The organism is Mesonia algae (genome assembly GCF_003253545.1).
GTDB classification, from domain to species: domain Bacteria; phylum Bacteroidota; class Bacteroidia; order Flavobacteriales; family Flavobacteriaceae; genus Mesonia; species Mesonia algae.
The window spans coordinates 57075-80553 of sequence record NZ_QKYV01000004.1; the positions used below are offsets into that span (position 1 = coordinate 57075).

Genomic DNA, 23479 nt, shown 5'->3' on the forward strand with positions numbered 1-23479 from the left:
TGTGATACTGAAATCGCAGATTCAACGTAGTTAATCAAGCTCAGCATGACATATGTAGGGAAAATACGACCTCTTTTTAATTCTGTAGTAATTGCAGAGAATTTAGCAGCGATGGCTTTGGAGCAAGGGACTAGTGAAACGGTTTCCCTTGCGCAGGATAAGAAATTCTCGTAGCAATTCAAGGAAATAAAAATAAGTCTAGACTTTTTTGGTTCTTTTTTGGGCAATGCAAAAAAGAAGGGAACAATCAATAAATGAATGCTTATGAAATAAAACCAATCATGAGATTTCTCGACTCGGCTCGAAATGACAAGAGAGTTGAATTTTGAACTGCAAGATTTCTCGACTCTGCTCGAAATGACAAGAGAGTTGAATTTTGAACTGCAAGATTTCTCGACTCCGCTCGAAATGACAAAAATGAAATGCTTAACAGGATGAGATACTGAAACGAGTTCAGTATGACAGCAAATATCTAATTGATTTTTCGACTCTTGCTCCAAACCGATTTAAGTTAAAACTTGTTGGAGTCCTTATAGAATCACCTGAAATGTAGATAAAAAAAGGGCAAAAATTTAAATTTATAAATTCTTGCCCCAACTAAAGGGGATCCCGAAAATTAAAATCCTTGTTAGATTTACCCCCTTTTTTATTTGAATTGTACTATGTTTTTCCAAGTCTGTTTTAGAAATATCCATCTCTTGTTCACTAATTTTAAAAAGACTTAAACCTATATGAGTGACCTATTTATGAATCGGTATAACACAAAAAATATATAAGCTTTTTATCTCAAAAGTGGTAGACAGTCATTACTTGCCTTTTTTATCGCTAAAATTTTCTAAAGCCAAGCCTAGTAAAGTAGTAAATAAAGCTATATGAATCATACTGTTCATCCAGCTTCCTGAAGGGATATGAACCATTATTAAGGCCATAAGCATAGTAAAGGCTAAGAAACTATAAGAATATTTAAGTTGTTGATTAGCAAGAACCAATACCCCAGCCACTAATTCTAAAAGGGCTAAGAGAAAACTTACTACGTATGTACCGCTATCTCCTAAAAATCCTAAGCCACTATTTTTTAAGGTGTGAGCCATATTTTCAAGTCCGACACCTCCTAAAAATCCTTCAAAAAATTTTTCAAGTCCTCCCCATATAAAGAGCAAACCAAAACCTATACGGATAATTAAATTGCTATATTTCATCGTGCTAATTTATAATTTAGGTGCTATTGGAAAATCTATGGCAAACCCCGTTAGGTTGTGGATATAATTACTAATAACTTTGTCCCCAATTACAATTACTACATCTATAAGGTTTGATTCGGTGTAACCTGCATCAAAAAATTCTTGTTTTGATTTTTCATTAGCATTGCCTCTGTTTTCTACCACAGACGCTGTGAATTTAGCAAGCGCATCTAATTTAGAATCAAAAGAAGCAGTACCTTTACGTAACTCAATAATTTGTTCATCTGTAAAGCCATTCATTTTACCTAATTCGGTATGAGCAGATTGGCAATAACGACAGTCATTAATTTGACTGGTAACTAAATTAATTACTTCGCGTTCTTTTGCTCTAAGGGTACTTTTTCTATTTTGCAGCGCCAAATAGTCACCTAAAGCGGTTTCATTTTTTGCATAGTAAGCATACAAGTTGGGAACAAACCCCAATCCTTTTTGAAGGTTGTCAAAAATAGCTTGATTATTTTCCGATACTTCTCCTCGGGTAGGAACTGTGAATTTTGTCATCGTTAAAATTTTTATTTGTTATTTAATAATGCAAATATCCGATAAGAATAAAGGTGGGAATTAGGCTTTTGTTCCCGATGATGTGGCGATAGTTCCCAAAGTTGTATTTTTAAAGTCTGATGGGCTAATATGTTCCATCTTTTTAAAAAACTTACTAAACGCATGGATGTCCTCAAAACCTATTTCGTAAGCGATCTCTTTAATGGATTTATCTGTATATCTTAAAAAACGTTTAGCCTCAATACATTTTCGTTGATGAATTATTTGTAAGGGTGTTTTTTCTGAAACTTTAGAAAATAAATTTGAAAGCGTTTTAGGAGATTTATTTAAAAGACTAGCATAATCCTTAACACTATGTACGGTCTTAAAATTCTGCTCGACCAAAAAATTAAATTCTCTTACTATGTCAATTTCTTCTGTGTCTAATTTAATTAATTGGTTTTGTACTTTAAACATTCTGGTGCACAAAATAATAAACCTTTTTAGCATAGTCTGAAGCATCTCTAATTGTAATTTATCTTTTGATTGCATTTCAACTTCAAACATTTTCCAGAGTGTTTCAAATTTGTCAACTTCTTCTTGTGGAATTTGAAAATTGGGTAGTTGATTGGTTCCATAAAACAATATACCCTTGCAACTCACGTCCTTATCGTGATCTAAAACACAGTAAAATTCACGGTTAAACTTAATGATTCTAGCATTATCAAGATTTGTAAATTGAATTTTATCAAATGAATTTAAGCATAGAATTGTATTGCTCACTATTCCAATTTTAGATCCTTCAAATGTAATATTTGATTTTTCCCCTTTTACCCATATAAATATCAATGGCGATAAATGTTCTTGGTTAAAAGAAATGGAATTTCCATTTTTTATTTCTTGAAGTTGAAGAAATTCATTGTTTATGCCTCTAAATGTTTTCTCGTACATGCTTTTTAATGCTAAGTTAGGCAGGATGGTTAAAGATTAAAATTGACTGATGTTCATCATTTATAAATCTTTTGGGTTATTTATAATCTAAAGGTAAGTTTAATTTTCTTTATTTCTTAACTAGCATTACAGTGAAAGCTAGTTAAGAAATATTTGGAGCCTTTGATTAAAGCTCTAAATCTTAATAAAGAAAAAAAACGATATTAAATATGGGGGTGATTGACTATTAAAAATTTTGTAAATGTTGATTTGGTAATGATAATTATTCTACTTCAAAAATAGCTTGAATCTCTACCGAAGAATTTACAGGAATGGATGATGCACCATACGTAGCTCTTGCGTGCTTCCCTTTATCTCCGAAAATTTCGACCAATAAGTTAGAGGCAACATTCATTAAATCTGCGTGTTGAGTATAATCTGCTTTGGTATTGAAAATACCAGTTAGCTGGACGCATTTTTTTACTTGATTTAAATCTCCGCCCACCGCATCTTTTAATACCGATAACACATTAAGAATGGTAGCTCTGGTAGCTTCATTTACCTGCTTCTCATTGATATCTACTCCTAATTTTCCTGGATTTACGATTTTTCCATTCTTTAAAGCGACTTGATTTATAAATATTAAATTTCCTGTTCTCACATAAGGCTCATAACTTCCGGCAGGTTGGGGAACTGTCGGTAACTCTATTTTCTTTTCTTTTAGTACTTCATCAATATTTTTTTCTTGATTATCTCCTTTTGTTATTAATGAGCTTTGATATGTACCTTTTAAAGCTAAAGCTATTTTACTAAGGTTTTGACCTTGAATTTTAGCAAGATAACGTTCACTCTTAGTAGGTCTTTCTACATTTTTTAAAGAAGCTAAACTAGTGGTTCCCAAAACGGTATTTCCTTGAGGGACGGTTTTATCAATACTTTCATTCCCCATAATTCCACTAGGTACTAAAATCATTCCGTGTACTGCTAAACTATTCCAAAAAGACTGTATGGCTAGTTCTTTTCCTGCCCCGCTACCGGCAGACATGAATACGGTTGCAGGCATGCCTTCTAAAGCATGATTACTCCATAGGTCTACCGTCTTTGATAAAAACTCACTCATCGCAGTACTAATATTTCCAAAGTATATGGGTGATCCAAAAGCAATACCATTATAAGTGGTTAACTCTTCCACTGTTGCGACAGGTATATCTTTTAAAGATGAATTACTTGATGACTTTACTAGTTTTATATCAGCTTTGACTTTACCAGTAGACTCAATACCTTTTGCTACTTCTTGAGCTAGGGTATAGGTTCCCCCATTATCTGAATGGATTAAAACGAGAATTTTTGTTTCTTGGGCGTGAATGTGTTGTGACATACATAAGATAGATAAAAGTAAAACTGTAGATTTAAAAAGCTTTTTCATAATATTTATAAATGAGGGTAATTACTGAATAGGGTTAAATAAGTTGAGAATTTTTTAAATATGAATGGTCGGAACTAAAAAATGCTGCGATAATTGCATATAATAGTTTTCATAAGCTATGATGATTGTATTTTTTTTGCCGCATCTGATGCAATAATCAGGCCTGCTGACAACATAATAATATCTTTTAAAACTAATCTCCCCGCTCCAGATAGAAAGGGAAATCCATAATGAGGTGTAGGGATATCTCCTCCAAGGTTAGGAACATAAGCTTCGGGAGTGGTAATAAGAAAACTTAAGGTAACAATAGACATGCCAAATGTGAGTAATCCACCCCAAAGTCCAATTTTTGGAAACCAAATACCTAAAAGGGTTAAAAAACCTATAAGGACAATTATACTACCTAAGCCCAGAGAAAATACGTAAGTATGGTTTAATTTATGCCAGGCTATATTTTTTTCGTTCATTTTTCCTTCTGGATTTTTATGAAGTGTATATGCTTTCACAGGTATCCCCTCTTTATTAATGATCGTTTTATTGGCATTCGCATAAAAAAAACTCATAAAAGGACTATTAGCTACAAAAGGAACGATTCCATCAGCTTCATATTGATATGCTTTTAAACCTCCAATCCAAACCATCACTATAAAAATAGCCATGCGGATCATATTGATGAAATGATTTTGACCTTTCGCTAATGCGGTAAGAAGCTTGTCCATAAGTATACAAGTTTAAATGTAAAATTATAGATTGCTATCGGACTAAAGGATGGATTAAAAAGGAAGTATAATGGATTATTTTGCCATTATTGAAAGTCCAACTTTTTTGCGAAAATGAGTTGGAGGTAAGCCAACTTCTTTTTTAAAATACCGACTAAAATAAAATTCGTCATCAAAATTAAGTTCTATAGCAACTTCTTTTATAGTCTTAGAAGTTAAGTGTAATAATTTTTTAGCTTCTAAAATAACGCGTTCTTGAATGAGCTGTGTGGGAGTTTTTCCAAATTGAGATTTTATTTTCTTGCTAAATGAAGAAAGAGACATGGATAGCTCATTCGCATAAAATGAAGAATTTCGTTCTTTTTTAAAATTTAATTCCAATATATCTTGAAATTTAAGTAATTCATTACTCTTAGATTGTTGTATGAAATGATTTTCTAGTTGGTCATTCTTTTCACGGCTACAAATTGCTAGTATAAGCTGTAGATAAGATTTAAGAACAGATTCTGAAAATGGTTTATTGACTTCAAATTCTTTCTCCATTTTATCTATGAGCTGAGATATTTCTTGAAATTTATCTTTATGGAGCGAAATGTAAGGTTGTAAATAGATATTGTTAAATAGAAACCCGTTACAAGCCACTTCCTTTTTATGATATTCAATACAATAAAAATCTCCGTGAAATTGTAGTAATTTTATTTGTGAGGATGTAGGACAGAGCCATTTTAAATTTTGATAAGGGGAAAGGAATAAAATAGACTTTCGTTCCGTTTTATATTTTACAAAATTAACAGAATAATGTGCTCCTGCGTCCAATAAAAATATGGAATATAAAGGAACATTGTAGTTTTCAATGAAATTTTTGTCTTCTAAATGTTGTATTGATAACAGGTTATGTAGCTGCATACAAGGTTCTAACTTAAAAAAAACGTTGAAATTAATTAAGTTTCTAAGCTACATCTTTCAGTTGAAAAGACATAATTTATAGAATACCAATTAAAAATAAAAAAATGAGAAAGGTTAAAAACGATGAGATACTGAAATTGCAGATTCAACATAGTTAGTCAAACCCGCCTAAATGAATTATTTAATTCAGGCAGGTTCAGTATGACATACGTGCAAGTTTAGCGTGACAGCAAATGTTGAGAGTTGAAAAGAATTATTTGAGATACTCAATGTAACTCTAAACATTCAAGTATAGTATGAAGTGGCCTATCGAAAATTGCTCGTAAAATTTGAAGTGAAAAGGGCGTAAAATTTTAAGCTGTTTGAACGAAGTGAGTTCTTAAAATTTAGGCCTCGAACGATAAATTTAGAGTAAGATTCGTAAGCCTAGACTTTTGTTTCTTTTGGGCAATGCAAAAGAAAAGAATATTAATGAGGCTAGACTTTCCTGCCCGTACCGGTCGGGCGGGTTTGTTTAGCTCACGTTTTACTATTTTATTTGAGTTCGTGCATCTTCTATCGAAGAGGTCTTTTTCCGGTGATGGGAAAAAGTAAAGGATATAAATAAAAAGCAATGCATTATTTGATATATGTAAATGAAAAGACTGTAATGAAATTCCTTTTATCTTTACCGCTTCAGTGGAGAAAAGAATGAAGAAGCAATCAAAAACACCTTGGCCTACCAAAAAGGCGATGATACAAGTTTATGAAGAGAACCTTTGGGGTGGAGGGGAAACAGAATTTTATTCTGGTTTAGGATCGCATCATCCTAAAGTGGTCGAGCCTTATATTAGCGTTGTGTCTCAGTTTTTTAAAACTCTGACATCGCCTCCCGTAGTTTGTGATTTGGGCTGTGGAGATTTTAATATAGGAAAGCAACTGCTAGCCTTTGCAAAAACCTATAAGGCTATCGATATTGTTCCCGATTTGATTGCTCACCATAAGAAGACATTTCAGCAGAAACATCTAGAATTTTATGCGCTAGATATTGCTAAAGATGAATTGCCTTCTGGCGATTGTGTAATTTTAAGGCAGGTGTTACAACATTTATCGAATGCCGAAATTCTAGCAATTGTTGAAAAACTATATCAGTTTAAATATGTGATTCTTACCGAACATTTGCCTGATCAAGATTTTGAGCCTAATGCCGCTATTATTTCTGGACAGGGTATCCGACTTAATAAGAAAAGTGGAGTTCAATTGTTAGCGGCACCTTTTTACTTTAAAGTGAAAGCAGAACAAGAGTTGTTGTCTATTCCCTCTCCAGGTTTTAAAGGTAAATTAGTAACGACCCTCTACCAAGTATTTTGATTATTCCTTACTTTTTAAAAATTTAATATAATTATGAAGCAGCCCTCTAATCTGTTCCGCAGCGACGGGATTGGCAGAATGAACCGCAAATTGTAGATTCTTTAAATCCAAACCCGATTCATACACCAACCATTTGGCTGCCGCATAACCATCTGGGGCTACACTATCATTGTTGTCTAATCCCAGGTCATTATCAAAACTAATAAAATCTGGGAGTCCGTTTCGCTTAATATATTCTACAAACTTCTTATAGCTTCTTACCACATCAAAATGTTCCGTAAAGACAGGTTCGTATACCATATCTACAGTTCTAATATCATCTAGAAATAAGTACTTCTTAGGAGAAGAGGGAGCCTTGAATAGCGACGCGAAAAAATGAGTGGTGGCCGACTTAAATGTAGGTAACGGAATGCGGTGGGCTAAATCTTGCTGAATGTGAAGCTGGTAATTTTGCGTCACTGGAAAATGCGTGGCAATAAATCCCAATGTTTCTTTAGGGTTTACTACTTCATCTTGAGCTCCCAAAGTGAAATATACAGGATGTTGATGGGTCGGAAGTGGAGATGGAATTTCTTGATGCACCGAACGATGTGCTAAAGCAGGATTAAATAATAAGGCAGGCGTTTGTAAAAGCCGACTTAGGTAATAGCCGGTAAAACCACCCATACTGCTGCCTATGACGACTTCTATCTGCTTTTCCTTATAAGTTTGGTAAAGCCAATCAATACAAGCTGATTTGCTTTTATACGGAATCGTGGGTGCATATACAGTCCCGTATTTTTCTAATACCTTCCTCTTTTCTGGGTTGAGTGATCCTAAAAGTCCGTGTAAGTATAAAATGTTCATAGATGATAACTTAGTCGTTTTGATATTTTAATTGAATTTTATCTATTTCTTCTTTGATGTATTTTCGATACCATTGCGGTGAGATCACTTCAGCATGAATACTCATTTTTAATATTTGTATACTAAACTCATAATTGGGAATAAGTCGGTAAGAAACTAAGGAATAACCAGGTTCTTCACTGGTTTGGATTTCCTGTGATGAATGCAAGGGTAAACTCTCCAAATATTTGGTGTGTAAATGGGTCACCTTAAGTTGAATTTTTTCAGGTTGCTGATCCGTAAACATCAATCCGATGATATTCTCAAACTGTTGAGTTTGTTGGTAATATTTTTGTTTTTTAAGCGTACTGAGTTCTCCCAATTTAATATACGTAATGCGTTCAATGCCATAGGTTCTAATTTCTTCTTCGCCTTTAGGGACACCAATTACATACCACCGGTTGAGGTATTCTTTTAAGATAATAGGAGTAATTAGTTTTGTTTTATAGGTGTCTTTATGAAAGTTATAATGGGTGAATTCTAGCTCTCGCTCTTGTTTGATGGCTAGTAAAATAGGGTGTAGGTTTTCAACGCCTTTTAATTGACTGGAATCATCAAAAATTACATATTCTAAAATTTTATGATTGTTTTGTAAGCCATCGCTAAACACATCCGCTAAAGTAACCAGTTCTAAAAACTTAAAAAAAGACTCTACTTTTACACTTTTATCTTTATCTATAAAATAACCTCTATGCGATTTGCAATAGCTAAGTTCGATTCCGAAATCGGCTTTAATTTTTTCAAAATCACGCTCTAATGTCCGTGACGAGATATAAAATTCTTTTTGCTCTAAAAAGGATAAAATCTGATCTTTAGACGCATAATGCTGATCGTGAATATACTGGATCACAAATTGAATTCTTCTTGAAATGGAATAATTAGACATAGGTTCAAAATTAGAAAGTAAGTCCGCCATATAGTGACGATGCTTAAAAATAAAAGAATAATTCTAGTTCGACATGTTTTGACGGACATAAATTTTAGATTTGTAGGACTATCAACAACGAGTATTAACTTAACGGCTTTGTATGAAACATTTATCTATCGGACAAATTTTTAAAAATTATTCAGATCACTTTACGGAAAGGGAATTAAAAGCGCTAAAGGAGATCCAAAAAAAATCTAGTTCTTTTGAAGCACAGGTCCAGGCTTTAAAGGCTATCTTATTTGGAGAAGAAACCGATTTTATGTTAGATTCTGGTGCCGATGCCAAGGATCGGGCTATGGGGAAAAATCCTATGAGTGTAGAGTATACAGAACGTATCAACCTGAAGAGGAAAGCATTTGGCGTGAGCGAGTTAAATGAAGCGGGCTATGCTAGTGATGATTCTGCTCAGAAATTCTGTGAGGAGGTAGTGCGACAGACTAAAAATTATAAAGAGTTAATTGACATAAGGAAAAGTGGACGTAAACAAATTGTGTATGTAGATATGGATAATGTCTTGGTGAACTTTCAATCGGGTATCGAGAAAATTTCAGCTGAAGATATAAAAACCTATGGTCCTGATGATTTGGATGAGGTGCCTGGGATTTTTGCTTTGATGGAACCTAATGAAGGCGCGGTTGAAGGTTTTAAGTGGCTAAGTAAACATTTTGATGTGTATATTCTCTCTACGGCACCATGGGAAAATCCTTCTGCTTGGCAAGATAAATTGCTTTGGGTACAACGCTATTTGCCCAAAGTAGCTTGGAAACGTTTAATTTTAAGTCATCATAAAAACTTATTGAAAGGCGATTTTATTATTGATGATCGTACCGCTAGGGGAGTAGATCAATTTAAAGGAAAACATATTCATTTTGCTGAAAATGGCGCGGGATTTGATCATTGGAATGACGTCATCACTTATATGAAAAATTTAATATAATGCGTCCAGGAAATTTAATAGAGCTTACAGGTTTAAACGTCGATTGGGAAGAAATAGATACGATGATGCTTTATGCTTGTTTTAGCTTATTGGAGCGATTTGTGCAAGAGGAAATGCACCTTACTGATTGGGAGGTTTCTGTGAAGCAACAACAGATAAAGAAAGAGATTGATGATTTATCAGCTTGGTGGAATCAGCGAAAGCTAGCGCATCAAGATCTTGAAGAAGAGGAGCAACAACAAGAAGACACCGAAATGCTCTTGCGACTAATCCAAATACGGACCTATTTATGGTCTTGAAAAATATTAAATGGATTTAAGGGTGAGGAACGCTATGGGTATCATTACACAAGATTGTATTTTTACTCAAAATTTGGGGCACAACCAAGATTTTGATTGTAAGGGTGTATATACTTCCAAAAAGCTTTTCCCGCACTCTTCATATAATTTAGAGAGTAGTTCATTTTGGTGTTCGAACTGACTAAGTAAATATATTCGTTACAAGTATATGCGTATTCTTTTTTAAAGCAAACGATAGCGAAATAATAGGTTTTATAATCTATCATTATATCGTAAAATGTTACTTTAGATATTGCAGTACTTGTATAACTAGTGTAGGTTGTCCCATAGTCTTTAGATTTTACAAGTTCAATATATTCTTCACAGGATTGGGCATTTACGAAAAAACCACTTATCGCGAAGCATAGTATGAGTAAGGTCTTTATCATAGCGTTTACAATTATTTATACAAAAATGATGATTAAATATGTAAACTCTTTACGGGTTTTCGTAATCTGATTTTTTGTGCTAAACTTAAGTGGGAAACTAGAAGAGAAATTAATAATGTGGCAAGAAAATTCTTATTCATAGAGCGGGTTTTTATTGACTTATCCTTTAAAACAAGATGGTTTGACCCTATTGAGGTTGTTTAATACAGTTTAATTCTTTAGTTTTATAATATTCTAACCAAGTGTTTATTCTTCCCACAAACATATTTAAATAGTTCTCTGTTAGGAATATATTTGACCAATCAAATCTTTTTGCTTGTACCCCCAAATAAAAAATAAAAATAGATGCGGCGTATGATGGAATGAGATTTATCTCATCAGAATAAAGTTCTCTTTTTTTATTGTAGCCTTTTAAAAAGTGATCTAATTTTAATTCATATACTTCTTTATTATTTTCTATAAAGAATAATTGAATACAGAAATAGGCAACGTCTAAAATTAACACTCCGTTTCCGCAGTTATCAAAATCAAATAAGGTGATTTCGTTTTCATCATTTATGTTTAAATTATCATACCAAATATCAAGATGAACGATACCATTTGGGAAAGATGTTTCAGGTATTTGAGCTAAAGTTTTTGTAAGTTCATTTCCTATTTTCTTTAACAATTTCATTACAGGCAGATCTTCAGTAAAATAAAGCTTTAAGTTTTCATAAGATGTATTAATTAATATTTCAGAATTATATTGTACTCTATCAATTCTTTTATTTATAGTGATTTGGTGCATTTTGGCCATCACAGATCCTATAGCGACACATGTTTTATTCGACATAGAACGTATTTTTTTTCCTTTAGCAAATGAAAAAAGTGTAATATAACGTAGACCTTCTGGAGCTTCAATTTCTTGTATATACGCTCCGTTTTTATCGGCTATCCCATAAGAGACTCCAAGCCCCTGATCTTTAAGTAGCTTTAAAAGCTGTAACTCTTCTTTAATTTCATTTTTAGTTCTCCAATTATGACAATATACTCTGGCAACAAATTTTTTGTTCTCATATTCGAGAAAATAGGTATGATTTAAGCCTGTTCTAAATAGTTTGCATTGATAGTCTTCATTGAGATGATATTTTTCTTTTAGAAAATTACCTAATTCTAAGGCTGATAAAGTCGAAGCTTGTACAGGAAATGTATTCATGGTTAGTATTAAATTGACTTTGGTAGAAAATTTAACTTAGAAAAAACTTCACGATTTCTCCATTTAAATTTATAAAGTGTCGATTTCTAATTGGTAATTAAAGTATCGAAAAGAAATAAGGCGTAACTTTATAACCTTTGGTATGCTGAAAAAAAGCCTGAAAAAGCTATATGATAATATCCAGGTAACTTATCTTTTAATTGATAGTAATGTATAAGTATCGCTTAACTTCGAATCAGATTTTTTAAAAACTCTTTTTTATTTTCATAAATAATTTCACCAACAATAAGCAAGCAAAACCAGCGATTAAACCTACAATAAACTCTCCCAATATAGAGGGAATAGCTTCTGGAATAAGATGATGTATATACTCTACATTATGTACAAAAATTCCTCCTGCTACCAAAATAAGAGCAATGGTACCAATAACACTAAGACTTTTGATCACTTTAGGTAATGCAGCGACTAAAATTTCTCCGAGTTTCTTTTTAAAGCTTTTTTCACCTTCACTTTTCTTGATAAGGTAATAACCTGCTTCATCCATTCTAATAATTAGAGCTACAATACCATAAACGCCCACCGTTGCAATAAGGGCGATGATACTAACCACTAAGATTTGTGTCGTAATTTCTTCTTGCACTACTGTTCCTAATGCGATGATTACAATTTCTACTGAAAGAATAAAATCGGTGACTATAGCCGATTTTACCCGCTCTTTTTCAACGGCAAGGATCTCTTCTTGAGTTTTGGCTTCTTTTAATTCTTCTTTTTTAGAATGCTGATGCGGAACAAAAAAATGATAAATTTTCTCGGCTCCTTCAAAACCTAAATACAAACCACCTAGTAACAAAATAATCGTAATGGCCACGGGAAGGAAGGCACTCAACAAAAAGGCAATGGGCAGAATGATAAGCTTATTTAATAGAGAACCTTTGGTAATCGCCCAGAGTACAGGAATTTCTCTAGACGAAACAAATCCCGATGCTTTTTCGGCATTTACCGCTAGGTCATCTCCTAAAATTCCTGCTGTTTTTTTGGCAGCTACTTTACTCATCACCGCTACATCATCCATGAGTGCAGCGATATCATCTAAAATTGCAAAAATTCCTGAAGCCATAAATTAGGGTTGAAAATTGAAGTTTAAAAGAAAGAAACTATAGAGCTTTTAACTTTTTTAATTTCGCTTTCCAAGTTTCCAAGTCTTGCTTATGACGTTCTATATTCTTTAATACTTCTTTAAATAAAGGATTAGACTCATCGGCATTAGAGAAAAACTGCATGTTGTTTTCTAACTGTCTTATTTCTGCATTGGTTTCATCTATTCTCTTGCGAATAAAAAATTGTTCTTTTCTTATTTTCTCGGTATCATCGGCATCATCTAAAGCTTGTAAACGATTTTCGTATTTCAGCATTTCAGATTCCTTTTTACTCATATCGAGGTCATTGAACAAATGGTCTAATGTTTTATTAAACTTTCCTTCAATATACTTCATCTTATAAGGTACTCGACCTAATTCTTTCCACTCAGATATCTTTGTTTTAATAATAGCTAAAGCTTCCTTGTGGTCTTTTGGTAATTGAAGTTCTTTTACCTCTTCTAACATTTGTTTTTTCTTCTCAAATGCTTCGATACCTTCTTTGTTTTCTTCGTCTTGTTTGGTATGCAAACGATCAAAATAATGGTTACAAGCTTTTTTAAAGCGTTTCCAAATCTTATCGCTGTCTTTTCTAGGAACGTGACCTATTTTTCTCCATTCGCTTTGAACCTTTTTCATAATAGGTGTAGTAGCCTCCATATCATTATTGTCCTTATTATCTTCAGCAATTTCAACAAGGTTCAATTTCTTTTCTAAATTTTGATATTGTTCTTTTTTAAGGTCTTTATAATAAGCGTTCTTTTTACGGTTAAATTCTCTTACCGTTTGTTTAAAACTCGACCAAGTTTCTTCATTCACATTTCTAGGCACTTTTCCTGCCTTAAAAAATTTCTCACGTAAAGCCTCTATTTTCTTAATACGTTGCTGCGCGTGGTTGTGAGATTCAATTTCTAAATCTGCAATTTCTTTAATCTGACTGATCAGCTCTTTTTTTACTTCTAGATTTTTTTCTTTTTCTTGATCTAGTTCTGCGAAATGTGCTTGTCTATTTTCGTGTATTTTTTTGGTCGCTTCGCTAAATTTCTCCCAAATGTCTTCTCTGTATTGTTTTTCAACTGGGCCTACATCTTCTTTCCACATTTTATGAAGCATTTGTAGTTCTCTAAAGGCTCTATTGATGTTGGTTTCTTGTGCCAACTCTTCCGCTCTAGCGATCATTTTTAATTTTTGCTCTAGATTGTGTTTAAAGTCCATGTCTCTAAACTCTCTATCTAGGTGTAAGAAATCATAAAAATGCTCTACGTGGTGGTGATAATTGTTCCAAACCGTATTGTATTGATCTCTAGGAATAGGACCTGCTTTTTTCCAACGGTCTTGCAGTTCTTTAAATTCTTTAAAGTTAGCATTCATGTCGGCTCCAGCGCCCACCATTCCTTTTAATTCTTCAATGATGGCAAGTCTACGCTTTAAATTCTCGTTTAAATTTTGCTTTAACTCTTGGTAGTGCTGATTACGTTTTTCTTTATAATCGAAGTAAGCAGAATTGAATTCTTTTTTTACAGGAGTAGAGTAGTGAAAATCTATAATATTACCTCCTTCTTCCAAGAAATCTTCCTTCTTTTGCTCCATTTCTTCCTCAAACTTCGCATTAAATTCGGTTTTGATTTCTTCTACATGATCTTTTATGGCTTGAATTTTTTCATTTTTTACTAATGAATTTAATTCGCCTATCAACTCTTTCATGCTCATGGCATGATAGTCTTTCATTTCAATATCGTGTCTTTTCCCCGAATCTTCATCTTCACTATCTTCGGCGATAGCGTCATCCATTTCTTTATGCATGTCGTTTGCTTGAGGTTCGTCATCCTCAGAGGTTACAGGGGTTTCCGCAAGTTTTTCGCTATCGGCCTCTTCTACCATTGCATCTTCTAAATCGGCATTTTTTTCATCGCTTTCTTTAGCTTGTGGGGTGGAGGCTTGCATTTTTTGCTCTTCGTTTTCTTCGTTGCGGGTTTCCTTGTCAGACATGTCTTTCAATGTTTAAGTTCATATTATTACAAGTTTGAAAGATAGTAACTAGGAGTTGTTTCTGCAAGAAAAAATAAAGGGAAGCAAATTCTTGTTATTCGTTCCAGATTTGCCAAGCTCTTTCGGCTTGATATTCTAACATTTTTTTTCCATTATAAATACTACATCCACGTATTTTTCCTTTGGCTAAAAATTCGGTTATAGGTGGATTGTAAACAAGATCATAAAGAAGATGACTGCTTTCTAAAAATTGATAGGGTAGGGCTGGAGATTCCTTTACTTTAGGATGTGTGCCTACAGGAGTACAATTAATAATTAATTGATGTTCTTGAATGATAGTCTCATCTAAATCCGCGTAAGCGAGATCTTGCTGCTGCGAATTTCTAGAAACGAAACGATATTCAATACCCATAGATTTTAAGGCGTTTGCCACCGCTTTAGAAGCGCCTCCCGTGCCTAAAATAAGAGCGTGGGTATGTTGCTTTTCTAGTATAGGAAATAGAGATTTCATAAAGCCAAAAGCATCGGTATTATAGCCTATAAGTTGATTGTTGCTGATTTTAATGGTATTTACCGCTTGTATTTGCTGTGCTTCTGGAGATAACTCATCTAAAAAAGGGAGAATACTTTCTTTATAAGGAATAGTAACATTAAGTCCGTTTAAGCTTTTATTTTTCTGAAGCACTAACTTCAATTCTTCTATATGTTGAAGATCAAAATTCTCGTACGTAGCATCGATTTGAAGCTGATTGAATTTCTCCTGAAAGAATTTTCTAGAAAAGGAGTAAGATATATTTTTACCTATTAAACCAAATTTTTTCATGTTTGTTTTTCTTTTGAAATTCTGCCGTAACGTTCTAAACCAATCACAACTATAACACCTACTACAATAAAAATAAAGGCGATATAGGTTTGGGAATCCGTTAAACTAGGCAAATAACGGTCGTAATTATCGAGAATGCGATTGCCATTGGCATCGGTTAGAAATTTACCGCTATAATTAGTTTTAAAAATTTTCTCTTTCCAAGGCCAAACGACTCCTAAAGACCCTGTAATAAAACCAATAATAATAGCATAGGTGATGTTTTTGTAATGATTGAGGACATAGCCTAAAACGTGAGATAAGGTGACTAAACCTACCACAGAACCTGCGGTAAAACTAGTGAGTACTTGCAATAACCTTACTCTTTCTTGATTATTGGTAAATGAAAAATCTAATTTCATCAAATCGGTTAAGGTATCAAAAAGCGCATTCACCGAGTCTACTAATAACAAAACATAATTACCAATAAGGATAAGGATAAAAGATCCCGAGAGTCCTGGTAGCGTCATCCCCGAAACACCAATAATGCCACAAATAAATACAAACCAAAGGTTATCATTTTCGGTAGCAGGTTCTAACAAGCTAATACCAATCCCAGCCAGCATTCCGACAAGAATAAACAGAAGGTTTTTAGAAGACCTAAGGTTAAAATCTTTAGCGATATAATAAATAGAACCTAAAATCATCCCGAAGAAAGTGGACCAAACATAGAGTTCATAATGAACAATTAGATAGTCTAAAATTTTAGAAACACTAAAATAGCTAATGACCATACCCAACACCAAAAGTCCTAAGAATTTCCCGTTGATGTAATGATAAAATTCTTTAAATTTTCCTTTGATCAAAAATTGAAAGGAGCGGTAATTGATGCGTTGTAGCGAATGAATAAATTCTTCATAAAAACCAGCTACAAAAGCAACCACGCCCCCAGATACCCCAGGAACTTTGTTGGCAGCTCCCATGGCAAGGCCTTTAAGTACTAAAAATAATTTATCGCTAAACGTTCGGGTTTGCTGCATTCCCTTCTGGTTTTTCTTCGGCTACTTTTTCTAATATGATAATCAATAAAAAGCCTGCTAACATTAATAATCCAGCATATAGTAAATAAGATTCTCCATTGAAATTCCAAGGGAGAACCGACTCTTCGTTGATTATTTTTTCTTTATCACCAAACATTTTGGTTTCTAACACGTGCTTCCACGGCCAAATTTTATTTAAGGAACCCGCAATAAATCCGGTAAGGACGGCTAAGGTTAAATTTTTATAATGCTGAAAAAGCCATTTTAAGACTTTAGAAAATAATAACAAACCTGTAATAGCTCCCAAGCCAACTACAGCTACTTTTTTTAAATCGAAGTCGTGAACTGCTTTGGTGATAGTTTCGTAAGCGCCTAAAAGCACTAAAATAAAAGCTCCACTAATACCGGGTAAAATCATAGCACAAACCGCAATAGCCCCCGACATAAATAAATACATATAGCTATCATTAGAGGCGCCAACAGGTAAGGTGGTGATATAAAAAGCAAGAATAGCTCCTAGTATTAAGCCTATAAAATTAGCGATTTTCCATTGTGTAATTTGTTTGGCGACAAACCATATACTGGCGATTACCAAGCCAAAAAAGAAAGACCATATAAGAATAGGATGATGCTCTAATAGGTAGCTCGCTAAGCGCATAAAGGTAAATACGCTAATTAATACACCCGTTAAAAGCGCTACGATAAAACCGCCGTTTAATTTTTCCCAAAAGGCTGCAAAACCTTTGTTTTTCCATTCCGTTACTAGAGCGTAATCTACATTACCAATGGTGGTGATTAACTCTTCATAAATACCTGATATAAAGGCGATGGTTCCTCCAGAAACACCTGGGACAGTATCTGCGGCTCCCATAGCCATGCCTTTTAGTCCTATAGTGAAATAGTCTTTAATTTTTCTACCCATGAAATTGATTCGATTCTATAAAAGTAAAAATACTAAAATAGAAAAGAAGGGACTAATTTTAATGCGACAATTGATTAAGCTTTATACTTATTAATAAGGCTTTGAATGCTAGGACGGTCAAAGATATTAGGAAATAGGTATTCTATAACCATCACATACTCCTCATCGATTTCTAATCCATTTTTGAGGTGATGGTAGCCTTTTTCACCCTCATTGATGGTAAAATGTAAACCAGATAAACGGTATTCAATTTCTGCGGTATCTGGATAAAATTCTATGGCTTGAAACATGGTTTCTATCGCCGTTTCATATTCTCCTAAATTAATAAGGAGATCGCAGCGAGTTACCCAAGTTTCTAATTCATAGTTTCCTAGTTCTAAACTTTTCTTTAGGCCTTTTTCTGCTTCTTCAATAAAATTGAGTTTTTTATTGATCTTAGCAAAGCGTTTCCAATAAAGCACATTTTCTTCATCGATTTGAATGGCTTTGTTGATGTAGTATAAAGCTTTTTGGAAATTGAGTTTGCGGTAATGAAAATCGGTGATCGCAATCCAAGCTTTATCTAACAACGGATCTTCATGCGTTGCCTTTTTGTAATAATGAATCGCCAAATCTTCAACCTCTAACTTCTCATAACATTTACCAATGCGTAAATAAGCAAAGGCGGTTGGGTCATCCAACTCTAGCGTTATTTGATAGTTTTGTATGGCCTCCTTATACTTTCCTAATTTTTCAAAAACTTTACCTTTCTCAAGGTAAGCACCAATAAAAAGTTCGTCAGATATAATGGCGTATTCAAAAGCATCTAAAGCTTTTTCGTATTTTTTTAGATCGAAATATTGTTTCCCTATTTGATGCCAAGCTACTTCACAATATGGATTTTGCTCAATGAAAGAAAGAAGGTATTTAATAGACTCCTTGCTTTCCTCTAGCATATCAAAACAATAGATGATATTGTATAGCGCGCTATAATCTTCTTGATCTATAGCGAGACACTCCATGAAATTCTTTTTGGCATTTTCGTAATCTTCCAAAAACATATATTCCATGGCTAAAAGTGAATATACATCGGCGGCATCTGTGGTGTTTTCTAAGGCTATTTCTAGCATTTGAATGGCCTCTTGATGCGCATCTTTTTTAGATAAAATATTAGCTTTTTGTATATAGATCTCTTCGTTAGAAGGTTCAATTTTATGTAAGCTATTTAAAATAAAATCGGCTTCTTCTAATTTGTTTTCGAAAATGTAAATTTCAACCTTAAATAGAAGTAAGTGAATAGAGTTAGGGTGTTGCTCTAAACCTAAGCGTACTGCTTTTTTTGCCAATGCAATTTTCCCCACTTCTAAATAATGAAAAATAATAGATCCAAATTCGTCGGCATCAAAAAACAAAATATCATTTGTTTTGAGCATCGACTCAAACTTTGAAAGAGAAAAATGGTGTTCTTCGTTTTGACTTAACTGCATACACGAATGTTTACTATATCTACATTACTAAAGTTAGTCAGTTATTTTAAGAAAACTTACAGTAGTAAATGATTGTTGTTAACAAATTAATTAACAGGTTTTTTTTCGATTTCGTCTAAAAGCTGAATAATTTTTTTACAACCTTCTCTAATTTCTTGATTTGAAATAGTTAAAGGCGGCGTAATACGTACTGCTCGTTTTTCAAACAGTAACCAAAAGAGGATAAGTCCTTCTTCTTGTGCTTTTAAAACCAAATCATTGGCAACTTCTTCTGAAGAAACAATTAAAGCCAACATGAGACCCGTTCCTCGAATTTCTTCAATGAGCGAATGTTGTAATAATTTTCTAAATAGAGCCTCTTTTTCTAAAGTTTCTTGCATTAAAAAGGAAGAGGTAATTTCTTTTAAAGTCGCTAAAGCCGCCGCTGCTATAATTGCATTGCCGCCAAAAGTGGTTATATGTCCCATTTTTGGGTGATCACTTAAGCTATTGATGATTTCATTTTTAGCGACAAAAGCTCCAGCAGGCATTCCTCCAGCCATACCTTTACCAATAACTAAAATATCTGGAGTGACCTTGTATTTTTGGAAAGCAAATAAATGTCCTGTTCTTCCAAAACCAGGCTGGATTTCATCTAAAATCAATAAAGCTCCCACTTCTTTACAGCGTTCTTTTACCTTTTGGAGGTAATTATTTTGTGGCTCGATAAACCCAGCGCCACCTTGAATGGTTTCTAAAATTACGGCCGCTGTTTTTGTAGTGATCTTAGAAATATCCGCGACAGCGTTAAAATGAAGGTGACTAATATTTGGAATTAAAGGATAAAATGGCTTTTTGCGTTCTTCAAAATCCATCAAACTTAGAGAACCCATCGTATTACCGTGATAGGCATTATGAGCTGAAATGATTTCTTGTCTTCCTGTATATCTGCGAGCCAATTTGAGTGCTCCCTCAATAGCTTCGGTACCACTGTTTACCAAATATGTGGTGGCATTTTCAATTTCTATATGTTCTGCCAAGAGTTTAGAAAATGCTATCGCCGGTTGTTGTGCATATTCGCCATACACCATTACATGCATATATAGGTCGAGCTGCTCTTTTATGGCATCTACTACTTTTGGGTGTAAATGACCTAAGCTGCAAGCAGAAACTCCCGCAACAAAATCTAAATAAGCTTTTCCTGAAGTATCATAAATATAACTTCCTTTGGCACGCTCTACTTCAATTCCTAGAGGATGTGGTGTAGTTTGCGCTTGGTAGGTGAGAAAGTCTTTTTTCATTCTTCAGACTTTAAGGTAGGTTGATCTTCTTTTAATTGCGGAGCGTTGGATTGCTTGAGTTGTAAAGTATCCTTTTCTCGATTTTGAAGTATTTTTGGAGTTAGCCTAGAATTTTTGTTGAGCATCATTTCTCCGTTTTCTTCTCCCTCTTCTTTTTCATCAAAAAATTCGTCCTCTTCTTCCGGTAACGGGATTCCTGTAATTTTGGGTAGATCTAAAGGAGGGTCGTTGAGAAACAAATCTTCTTTTTTTAGCAATTGTTCTTCGCCTCGCCAATTGAACCCTTTTAGTTCTCTCGCGTTTGCAGGAAAATCTTCTTCTTTATAAAGTATACTTTCTACATCGGTATAATAGTAGATATCGGTAATGGCTTTTTGTTGAAATAAAATTTTAATTGATGAAGAGATGGCTTTATCAATTCCGATAAGGGTACCATCATCATTTCTGCTGTAGAAAATGGTTTCGGTGTTTTTAATAAAGTTGGTTTCGGTGATTTCGTTATTTTCAAATAAACCAAACATCTCTTTTCCTTTTACCTGATTAAAACCACTAATAGAGTCCTTTTGAATCATAAAAGCACTTTGAAATACTTTTAAGGAATCTAGCTTGTTGGTGGTCACATTGTTTAGTAAGTGAATGGTATCTCCAGTCATTTGATTGTCTCCCGTCCACACCACAGGTTCGCCTAACATTTCGGTTAAGCCTGTATATTCGTTTACCACAACAGAATCACATTTACCACTCATATCAGATTTGTAAAGGCGGGTGTTGTAAAAACCTTTAATGAGGCGACGTTCTGGTTTCCCAGTAATCATTAAGGTATCGCTATGTATGTGAATAGAATCTTGTTCTTGCTTCATAGAAGCCAAGGCTCTTTTGGTAATAAAAACCGAATCTTTTGCTCGAAACACTTCGGCATAATGACCTGTGATTAAAGATTGGTTGGCGGTATCGGTAACTTTAATATTGTTGGTGGCCGAGGCAAAACTATTCTCTCTGTTAAAATAAATACTGTCTCCTTGTAGTTTTCGGTTGTCGTAATAAATCGTGGAGTTTTTTACAAAATGGCCTTTGTCATTTCGCGTATCATAAAATCCCCGTTCACAATAAACTTCGCTAGCTTCTCCAGTAATAGTTGAAGGTCCGTAAAGGTAGGCGTGTCCTGTTTCTGAATAAAAATCGATTTGCTCGGAATTGATCACGTATTCTGGATTGGTCACCACGACATTTTGAATAAAGGAAAACTTATCTTGTTCCATAAAAAACCTTCCTACTCGGCTTGTAATTGTACTAGCCGTGTCTTTTACGGTTCCGCCACTGCGATAAAAAGCTTGTTGCTTAGTTCTATCAAAAAATAAGGTATCGGTGGTAAGGCGGTTGTTGGGTGTGGTAAGCAATACGTTAGTACTAGCAAAAGCGAATTTGGTTTTTCCGTTATATTCGGCATACTCACTCACCATATTGACGGTATCGCCTTGTACCATTTTTACATTTCCGAAAGCTTTAAAGAAATCATCTTCTTTGTAGAAAATAGCTTGATCGCACCATACTTCAATCCCTTCATGATTAAAATATACCTGTTCGGTTACTTTACTTAATAAAAAAGCTCCCGGGTACTTTTCCTCGTTTTTAAGCGATCTTTCACTGGTGTAGTCTATTTTTTTGGTTTCATCTTGGGCTTGAACGGAGAAGCCTAAAACAAAAAATCCGAAAAGAAAGAGAAGGTAATTTTTCAATGCTTTAATTTTTGTCAAAAGTAATCATTAATATAATAACGAATATAGGGTCTTTAATCAAAAAACGCTCCAAAAAGGAGCGTTGAGTTGTATTTTTAGAATTTGATTAATTTCTAATAATAGTTTGTTTTCTATCGGGTCCTAAAGAAACAATACTAATAGGTACGCCAATAAAGTCTTCTATATATTTAATATAGTCGCTAAAGTTTTGCGGAAATTGGTCTTCTGAAGTCATTTGAGTTAAATCTTCTTGCCAACCTTTTACCTCTTCATAGATAGGAGATACATTTTCTTCTTCTATATTAAAAGGTAGGTGGTGAATTTCTTTTCCTTTATAGTTGTATTTGGTACATACTTTTAAGGTATCAAAACCGCTTAACACATCACCTTTCATCATCATCAACTGTGTTACCCCATTGATTTGAACCGTGTATTTTAAAGCTACTAAGTCTAACCAACCGCAACGTCTAGGTCTCCCTGTTGTAGCTCCAAATTCATTACCTACTTTGGCCATTCTTGCACCATCCTCATCAAATAATTCGGTAGGGAAGGGACCGCTACCTACACGTGTGGTATAAGCTTTAAAAATACCATACACTTCTTTAATTTGATTTGGCGCAACTCCTAAACCTGTACAAGCTCCTGCTGCAGTGGTATTACTAGAAGTTACGAAAGGGTAAGTTCCAAAATCTATATCGAGTAAAGAACCTTGAGCTCCTTCTGCTAAGATAGTTTGACCACCCTGTTGTGCTTTATGTAAATAATCTTCAGAATCGATAAAAGTAAGTTTCTTTAAGGCTTCAACAGCTTCAAAAAATTCTTTTTCTAACTCTTCTAAACTATATTGAATATCGACATTATAGTAAGAAATCATCGATTCGTGCTTATTGGCTAAAGAACGGTATTTGTCTTTCCAATCGCTTAATTCTAAATCTCCAATACGTAAACCATTTCTACCGGTTTTATCCATATATGTAGGTCCGATTCCTTTTAAAGTAGAGCCTATTTTAGCTTTTCCTTTAGCGGTTTCTGAAGCTGCATCTAAAAGTCTATGGGTAGGAAGAATGATATGTGCTTTTCTAGAAATTAAAAGCTTCGACACGAAGTCGATATTAAATTTCTCTAAATTGTCAAGTTCTTTCTTAAAGATGACAGGATCAATCACTACACCGTTACCTACCAAATTAATGGCTTTATCGTGAAAAATCCCAGAAGGGATGGTGTGTAATACGTGTTTTATTCCGTCAAATTCTAGGGTATGCCCAGCATTGGGTCCGCCTTGAAATCTTGCAATAATATCATAATTCTTTGTAAGTACGTCAACGATTTTTCCTTTTCCTTCGTCTCCCCACTGTAGTCCTAATAGCAAATCTACTGCCATAAA

At 34.1% G+C, this 23479-nt stretch carries 23 protein-coding genes; 4 read left to right on the forward strand and 19 right to left on the reverse strand.

Annotation, left to right across the window (positions count from 1 at the left end; translation table 11 throughout):
- Nucleotides 1–45 precede the first annotated feature (45 nt).
- The gene (locus tag LX95_RS14800) at nt 46–174 is read left to right on the forward strand and encodes a hypothetical protein (RefSeq protein WP_262509665.1); all 129 of its coding nucleotides are present in this window, start codon (nt 46–48) and stop codon (nt 172–174) included.
- A 632-nt stretch (nt 175–806) separates the two neighbouring features.
- Here LX95_RS14800 and LX95_RS07650 read toward each other — a convergent pair.
- From LX95_RS07650 to LX95_RS07675, 6 genes are all read right to left on the reverse strand, one after another.
- Complete coding sequence (locus tag LX95_RS07650) at nt 807–1199, reverse strand: DoxX family protein (protein WP_111540862.1); 393 nt, start codon at nt 1197–1199, stop codon at nt 807–809.
- A 9-nt stretch (nt 1200–1208) separates the two neighbouring features.
- Nucleotides 1209–1742 carry a carboxymuconolactone decarboxylase family protein gene (locus LX95_RS07655; protein ID WP_111540863.1) on the reverse strand — a complete coding sequence of 178 codons (534 nt, stop codon included), beginning with the start codon at nt 1740–1742 and terminating at the stop codon, nt 1209–1211.
- A gap of 60 nt (nt 1743–1802) precedes the next feature.
- Nucleotides 1803–2672, reverse strand: a complete 870-nt coding sequence (locus LX95_RS07660) for a helix-turn-helix domain-containing protein (RefSeq protein ID WP_111540864.1) — start codon at nt 2670–2672, stop codon at nt 1803–1805.
- Between the two features lie 262 nt (nt 2673–2934).
- Nucleotides 2935–4077, reverse strand: coding sequence for an Atu1372/SO_1960 family protein (locus LX95_RS07665; RefSeq protein ID WP_111540865.1), 1143 nt, complete (start codon nt 4075–4077; stop codon nt 2935–2937).
- A gap of 116 nt (nt 4078–4193) precedes the next feature.
- Nucleotides 4194–4796 (reverse strand): DUF417 family protein, encoded by a 603-nt coding sequence (locus LX95_RS07670; RefSeq protein ID WP_111540866.1) that lies wholly within the window; start codon nt 4794–4796, stop codon nt 4194–4196.
- Nucleotides 4797–4871: 75 nt separating this feature from the next.
- On the reverse strand, nt 4872–5702 hold the full coding sequence (locus LX95_RS07675; RefSeq protein ID WP_111540867.1) for a helix-turn-helix domain-containing protein: 831 nt from the start codon (nt 5700–5702) through the stop codon (nt 4872–4874).
- A 690-nt stretch (nt 5703–6392) separates the two neighbouring features.
- On the opposite strand from LX95_RS07675, the gene LX95_RS07680 reads away from it, so the two are divergent.
- The gene (locus tag LX95_RS07680) at nt 6393–7052 is read left to right on the forward strand and encodes a class I SAM-dependent methyltransferase (protein ID WP_111540868.1); all 660 of its coding nucleotides are present in this window, start codon (nt 6393–6395) and stop codon (nt 7050–7052) included.
- Here the strand turns inward: LX95_RS07680 and LX95_RS14830 are convergent, their stop codons facing one another.
- Both LX95_RS14830 and LX95_RS07690 read right to left on the reverse strand, forming a co-directional pair.
- Complete coding sequence (locus LX95_RS14830) at nt 7053–7898, reverse strand: YqiA/YcfP family alpha/beta fold hydrolase (protein WP_111540869.1); 846 nt, start codon at nt 7896–7898, stop codon at nt 7053–7055. It lies immediately after the preceding gene.
- Between the two features lie 10 nt (nt 7899–7908).
- Entirely contained in the window at nt 7909–8853 is a 945-nt protein-coding gene (locus LX95_RS07690; RefSeq protein WP_111540870.1) for a helix-turn-helix transcriptional regulator, read from the reverse strand.
- 112 nt (nt 8854–8965) lie between these two features.
- On the opposite strand from LX95_RS07690, the gene LX95_RS14745 reads away from it, so the two are divergent.
- Complete coding sequence (locus LX95_RS14745) at nt 8966–9802, forward strand: 5' nucleotidase, NT5C type (protein WP_245924739.1); 837 nt, start codon at nt 8966–8968, stop codon at nt 9800–9802.
- Nucleotides 9802–10101, forward strand: coding sequence for a hypothetical protein (locus LX95_RS07700; RefSeq protein ID WP_111540871.1), 300 nt, complete (start codon nt 9802–9804; stop codon nt 10099–10101). Before LX95_RS14745 ends, LX95_RS07700 begins: the two co-directional genes overlap by 1 nt.
- Before the next feature lie 62 nt (nt 10102–10163).
- Here LX95_RS07700 and LX95_RS07705 read toward each other — a convergent pair whose 3' ends face one another.
- From LX95_RS07705 to LX95_RS07755, 11 genes are all read right to left on the reverse strand, one after another.
- Nucleotides 10164–10529, reverse strand: coding sequence for a hypothetical protein (locus tag LX95_RS07705; RefSeq protein WP_111540872.1), 366 nt, complete (start codon nt 10527–10529; stop codon nt 10164–10166).
- A gap of 187 nt (nt 10530–10716) precedes the next feature.
- Complete coding sequence (locus LX95_RS07710) at nt 10717–11724, reverse strand: phosphotransferase (protein WP_111540873.1); 1008 nt, start codon at nt 11722–11724, stop codon at nt 10717–10719.
- Between the two features lie 244 nt (nt 11725–11968).
- Nucleotides 11969–12841, reverse strand: a complete 873-nt coding sequence (locus LX95_RS07715) for a DUF808 domain-containing protein (protein ID WP_111540874.1) — start codon at nt 12839–12841, stop codon at nt 11969–11971.
- 37 nt (nt 12842–12878) lie between these two features.
- On the reverse strand, nt 12879–14849 hold the full coding sequence (locus LX95_RS07720) for a DUF349 domain-containing protein (protein ID WP_111540875.1): 1971 nt from the start codon (nt 14847–14849) through the stop codon (nt 12879–12881).
- Nucleotides 14850–14943: 94 nt separating this feature from the next.
- The gene (locus LX95_RS07725) at nt 14944–15672 is read right to left on the reverse strand and encodes a shikimate dehydrogenase family protein (RefSeq protein WP_111540876.1); all 729 of its coding nucleotides are present in this window, start codon (nt 15670–15672) and stop codon (nt 14944–14946) included.
- Nucleotides 15669–16691: a DUF368 domain-containing protein gene (locus LX95_RS07730; protein WP_111540877.1), complete on the reverse strand. Its 1023-nt coding sequence runs from the start codon at nt 16689–16691 to the stop codon at nt 15669–15671. The genes LX95_RS07725 and LX95_RS07730 overlap by 4 nt, the downstream gene beginning before the upstream one ends.
- Complete coding sequence (locus LX95_RS07735; protein WP_111540878.1) at nt 16669–17613, reverse strand: DUF368 domain-containing protein; 945 nt, start codon at nt 17611–17613, stop codon at nt 16669–16671. Before LX95_RS07735 ends, LX95_RS07730 begins: the two co-directional genes overlap by 23 nt.
- A 74-nt stretch (nt 17614–17687) precedes the next feature.
- Complete coding sequence (locus LX95_RS07740; protein WP_111540879.1) at nt 17688–19079, reverse strand: tetratricopeptide repeat protein; 1392 nt, start codon at nt 19077–19079, stop codon at nt 17688–17690.
- 86 nt (nt 19080–19165) lie between these two features.
- Nucleotides 19166–20359: an aspartate aminotransferase family protein gene (locus LX95_RS07745; protein WP_111540880.1), complete on the reverse strand. Its 1194-nt coding sequence runs from the start codon at nt 20357–20359 to the stop codon at nt 19166–19168.
- The gene (locus LX95_RS07750) at nt 20356–22095 is read right to left on the reverse strand and encodes an OstA-like protein (protein ID WP_111540881.1); all 1740 of its coding nucleotides are present in this window, start codon (nt 22093–22095) and stop codon (nt 20356–20358) included. The genes LX95_RS07745 and LX95_RS07750 overlap by 4 nt, the downstream gene beginning before the upstream one ends.
- 106 nt (nt 22096–22201) lie before the next feature.
- Complete coding sequence (locus LX95_RS07755; protein ID WP_111541150.1) at nt 22202–23476, reverse strand: adenylosuccinate synthase; 1275 nt, start codon at nt 23474–23476, stop codon at nt 22202–22204.
- Nucleotides 23477–23479: the final 3 nt, after the last annotated feature.

Coding starts and splice junctions, on each gene's coding strand:
- LX95_RS14745 (WP_245924739.1), top strand. CDS start 8,966: ATGAAACATTTATCTATCGGACAAATTTTTAAAAATTATTCAGATCAC.
- LX95_RS07730 (WP_111540877.1), bottom strand. CDS start 16,691: ATGCAGCAAACCCGAACGTTTAGCGATAAATTATTTTTAGTACTTAAA.
- LX95_RS07680 (WP_111540868.1), top strand. CDS start 6,393: ATGAAGAAGCAATCAAAAACACCTTGGCCTACCAAAAAGGCGATGATA.
- LX95_RS14830 (WP_111540869.1), bottom strand. CDS start 7,898: ATGAACATTTTATACTTACACGGACTTTTAGGATCACTCAACCCAGAA.
- LX95_RS07740 (WP_111540879.1), bottom strand. CDS start 19,079: ATGCAGTTAAGTCAAAACGAAGAACACCATTTTTCTCTTTCAAAGTTT.
- LX95_RS07700 (WP_111540871.1), top strand. CDS start 9,802: ATGCGTCCAGGAAATTTAATAGAGCTTACAGGTTTAAACGTCGATTGG.
- LX95_RS07650 (WP_111540862.1), bottom strand. CDS start 1,199: ATGAAATATAGCAATTTAATTATCCGTATAGGTTTTGGTTTGCTCTTT.
- LX95_RS07725 (WP_111540876.1), bottom strand. CDS start 15,672: ATGAAAAAATTTGGTTTAATAGGTAAAAATATATCTTACTCCTTTTCT.
- LX95_RS07675 (WP_111540867.1), bottom strand. CDS start 5,702: ATGCAGCTACATAACCTGTTATCAATACAACATTTAGAAGACAAAAAT.
- LX95_RS07660 (WP_111540864.1), bottom strand. CDS start 2,672: ATGTACGAGAAAACATTTAGAGGCATAAACAATGAATTTCTTCAACTT.
- LX95_RS07705 (WP_111540872.1), bottom strand. CDS start 10,529: ATGATAAAGACCTTACTCATACTATGCTTCGCGATAAGTGGTTTTTTC.
- LX95_RS07755 (WP_111541150.1), bottom strand. CDS start 23,476: ATGGCAGTAGATTTGCTATTAGGACTACAGTGGGGAGACGAAGGAAAA.
- LX95_RS07710 (WP_111540873.1), bottom strand. CDS start 11,724: ATGAATACATTTCCTGTACAAGCTTCGACTTTATCAGCCTTAGAATTA.
- LX95_RS07690 (WP_111540870.1), bottom strand. CDS start 8,853: ATGGCGGACTTACTTTCTAATTTTGAACCTATGTCTAATTATTCCATT.
- LX95_RS14800 (WP_262509665.1), top strand. CDS start 46: ATGACATATGTAGGGAAAATACGACCTCTTTTTAATTCTGTAGTAATT.
- LX95_RS07670 (WP_111540866.1), bottom strand. CDS start 4,796: ATGGACAAGCTTCTTACCGCATTAGCGAAAGGTCAAAATCATTTCATC.
- LX95_RS07665 (WP_111540865.1), bottom strand. CDS start 4,077: ATGAAAAAGCTTTTTAAATCTACAGTTTTACTTTTATCTATCTTATGT.
- LX95_RS07735 (WP_111540878.1), bottom strand. CDS start 17,613: ATGGGTAGAAAAATTAAAGACTATTTCACTATAGGACTAAAAGGCATG.
- LX95_RS07720 (WP_111540875.1), bottom strand. CDS start 14,849: ATGTCTGACAAGGAAACCCGCAACGAAGAAAACGAAGAGCAAAAAATG.
- LX95_RS07715 (WP_111540874.1), bottom strand. CDS start 12,841: ATGGCTTCAGGAATTTTTGCAATTTTAGATGATATCGCTGCACTCATG.
- LX95_RS07745 (WP_111540880.1), bottom strand. CDS start 20,359: ATGAAAAAAGACTTTCTCACCTACCAAGCGCAAACTACACCACATCCT.
- LX95_RS07655 (WP_111540863.1), bottom strand. CDS start 1,742: ATGACAAAATTCACAGTTCCTACCCGAGGAGAAGTATCGGAAAATAAT.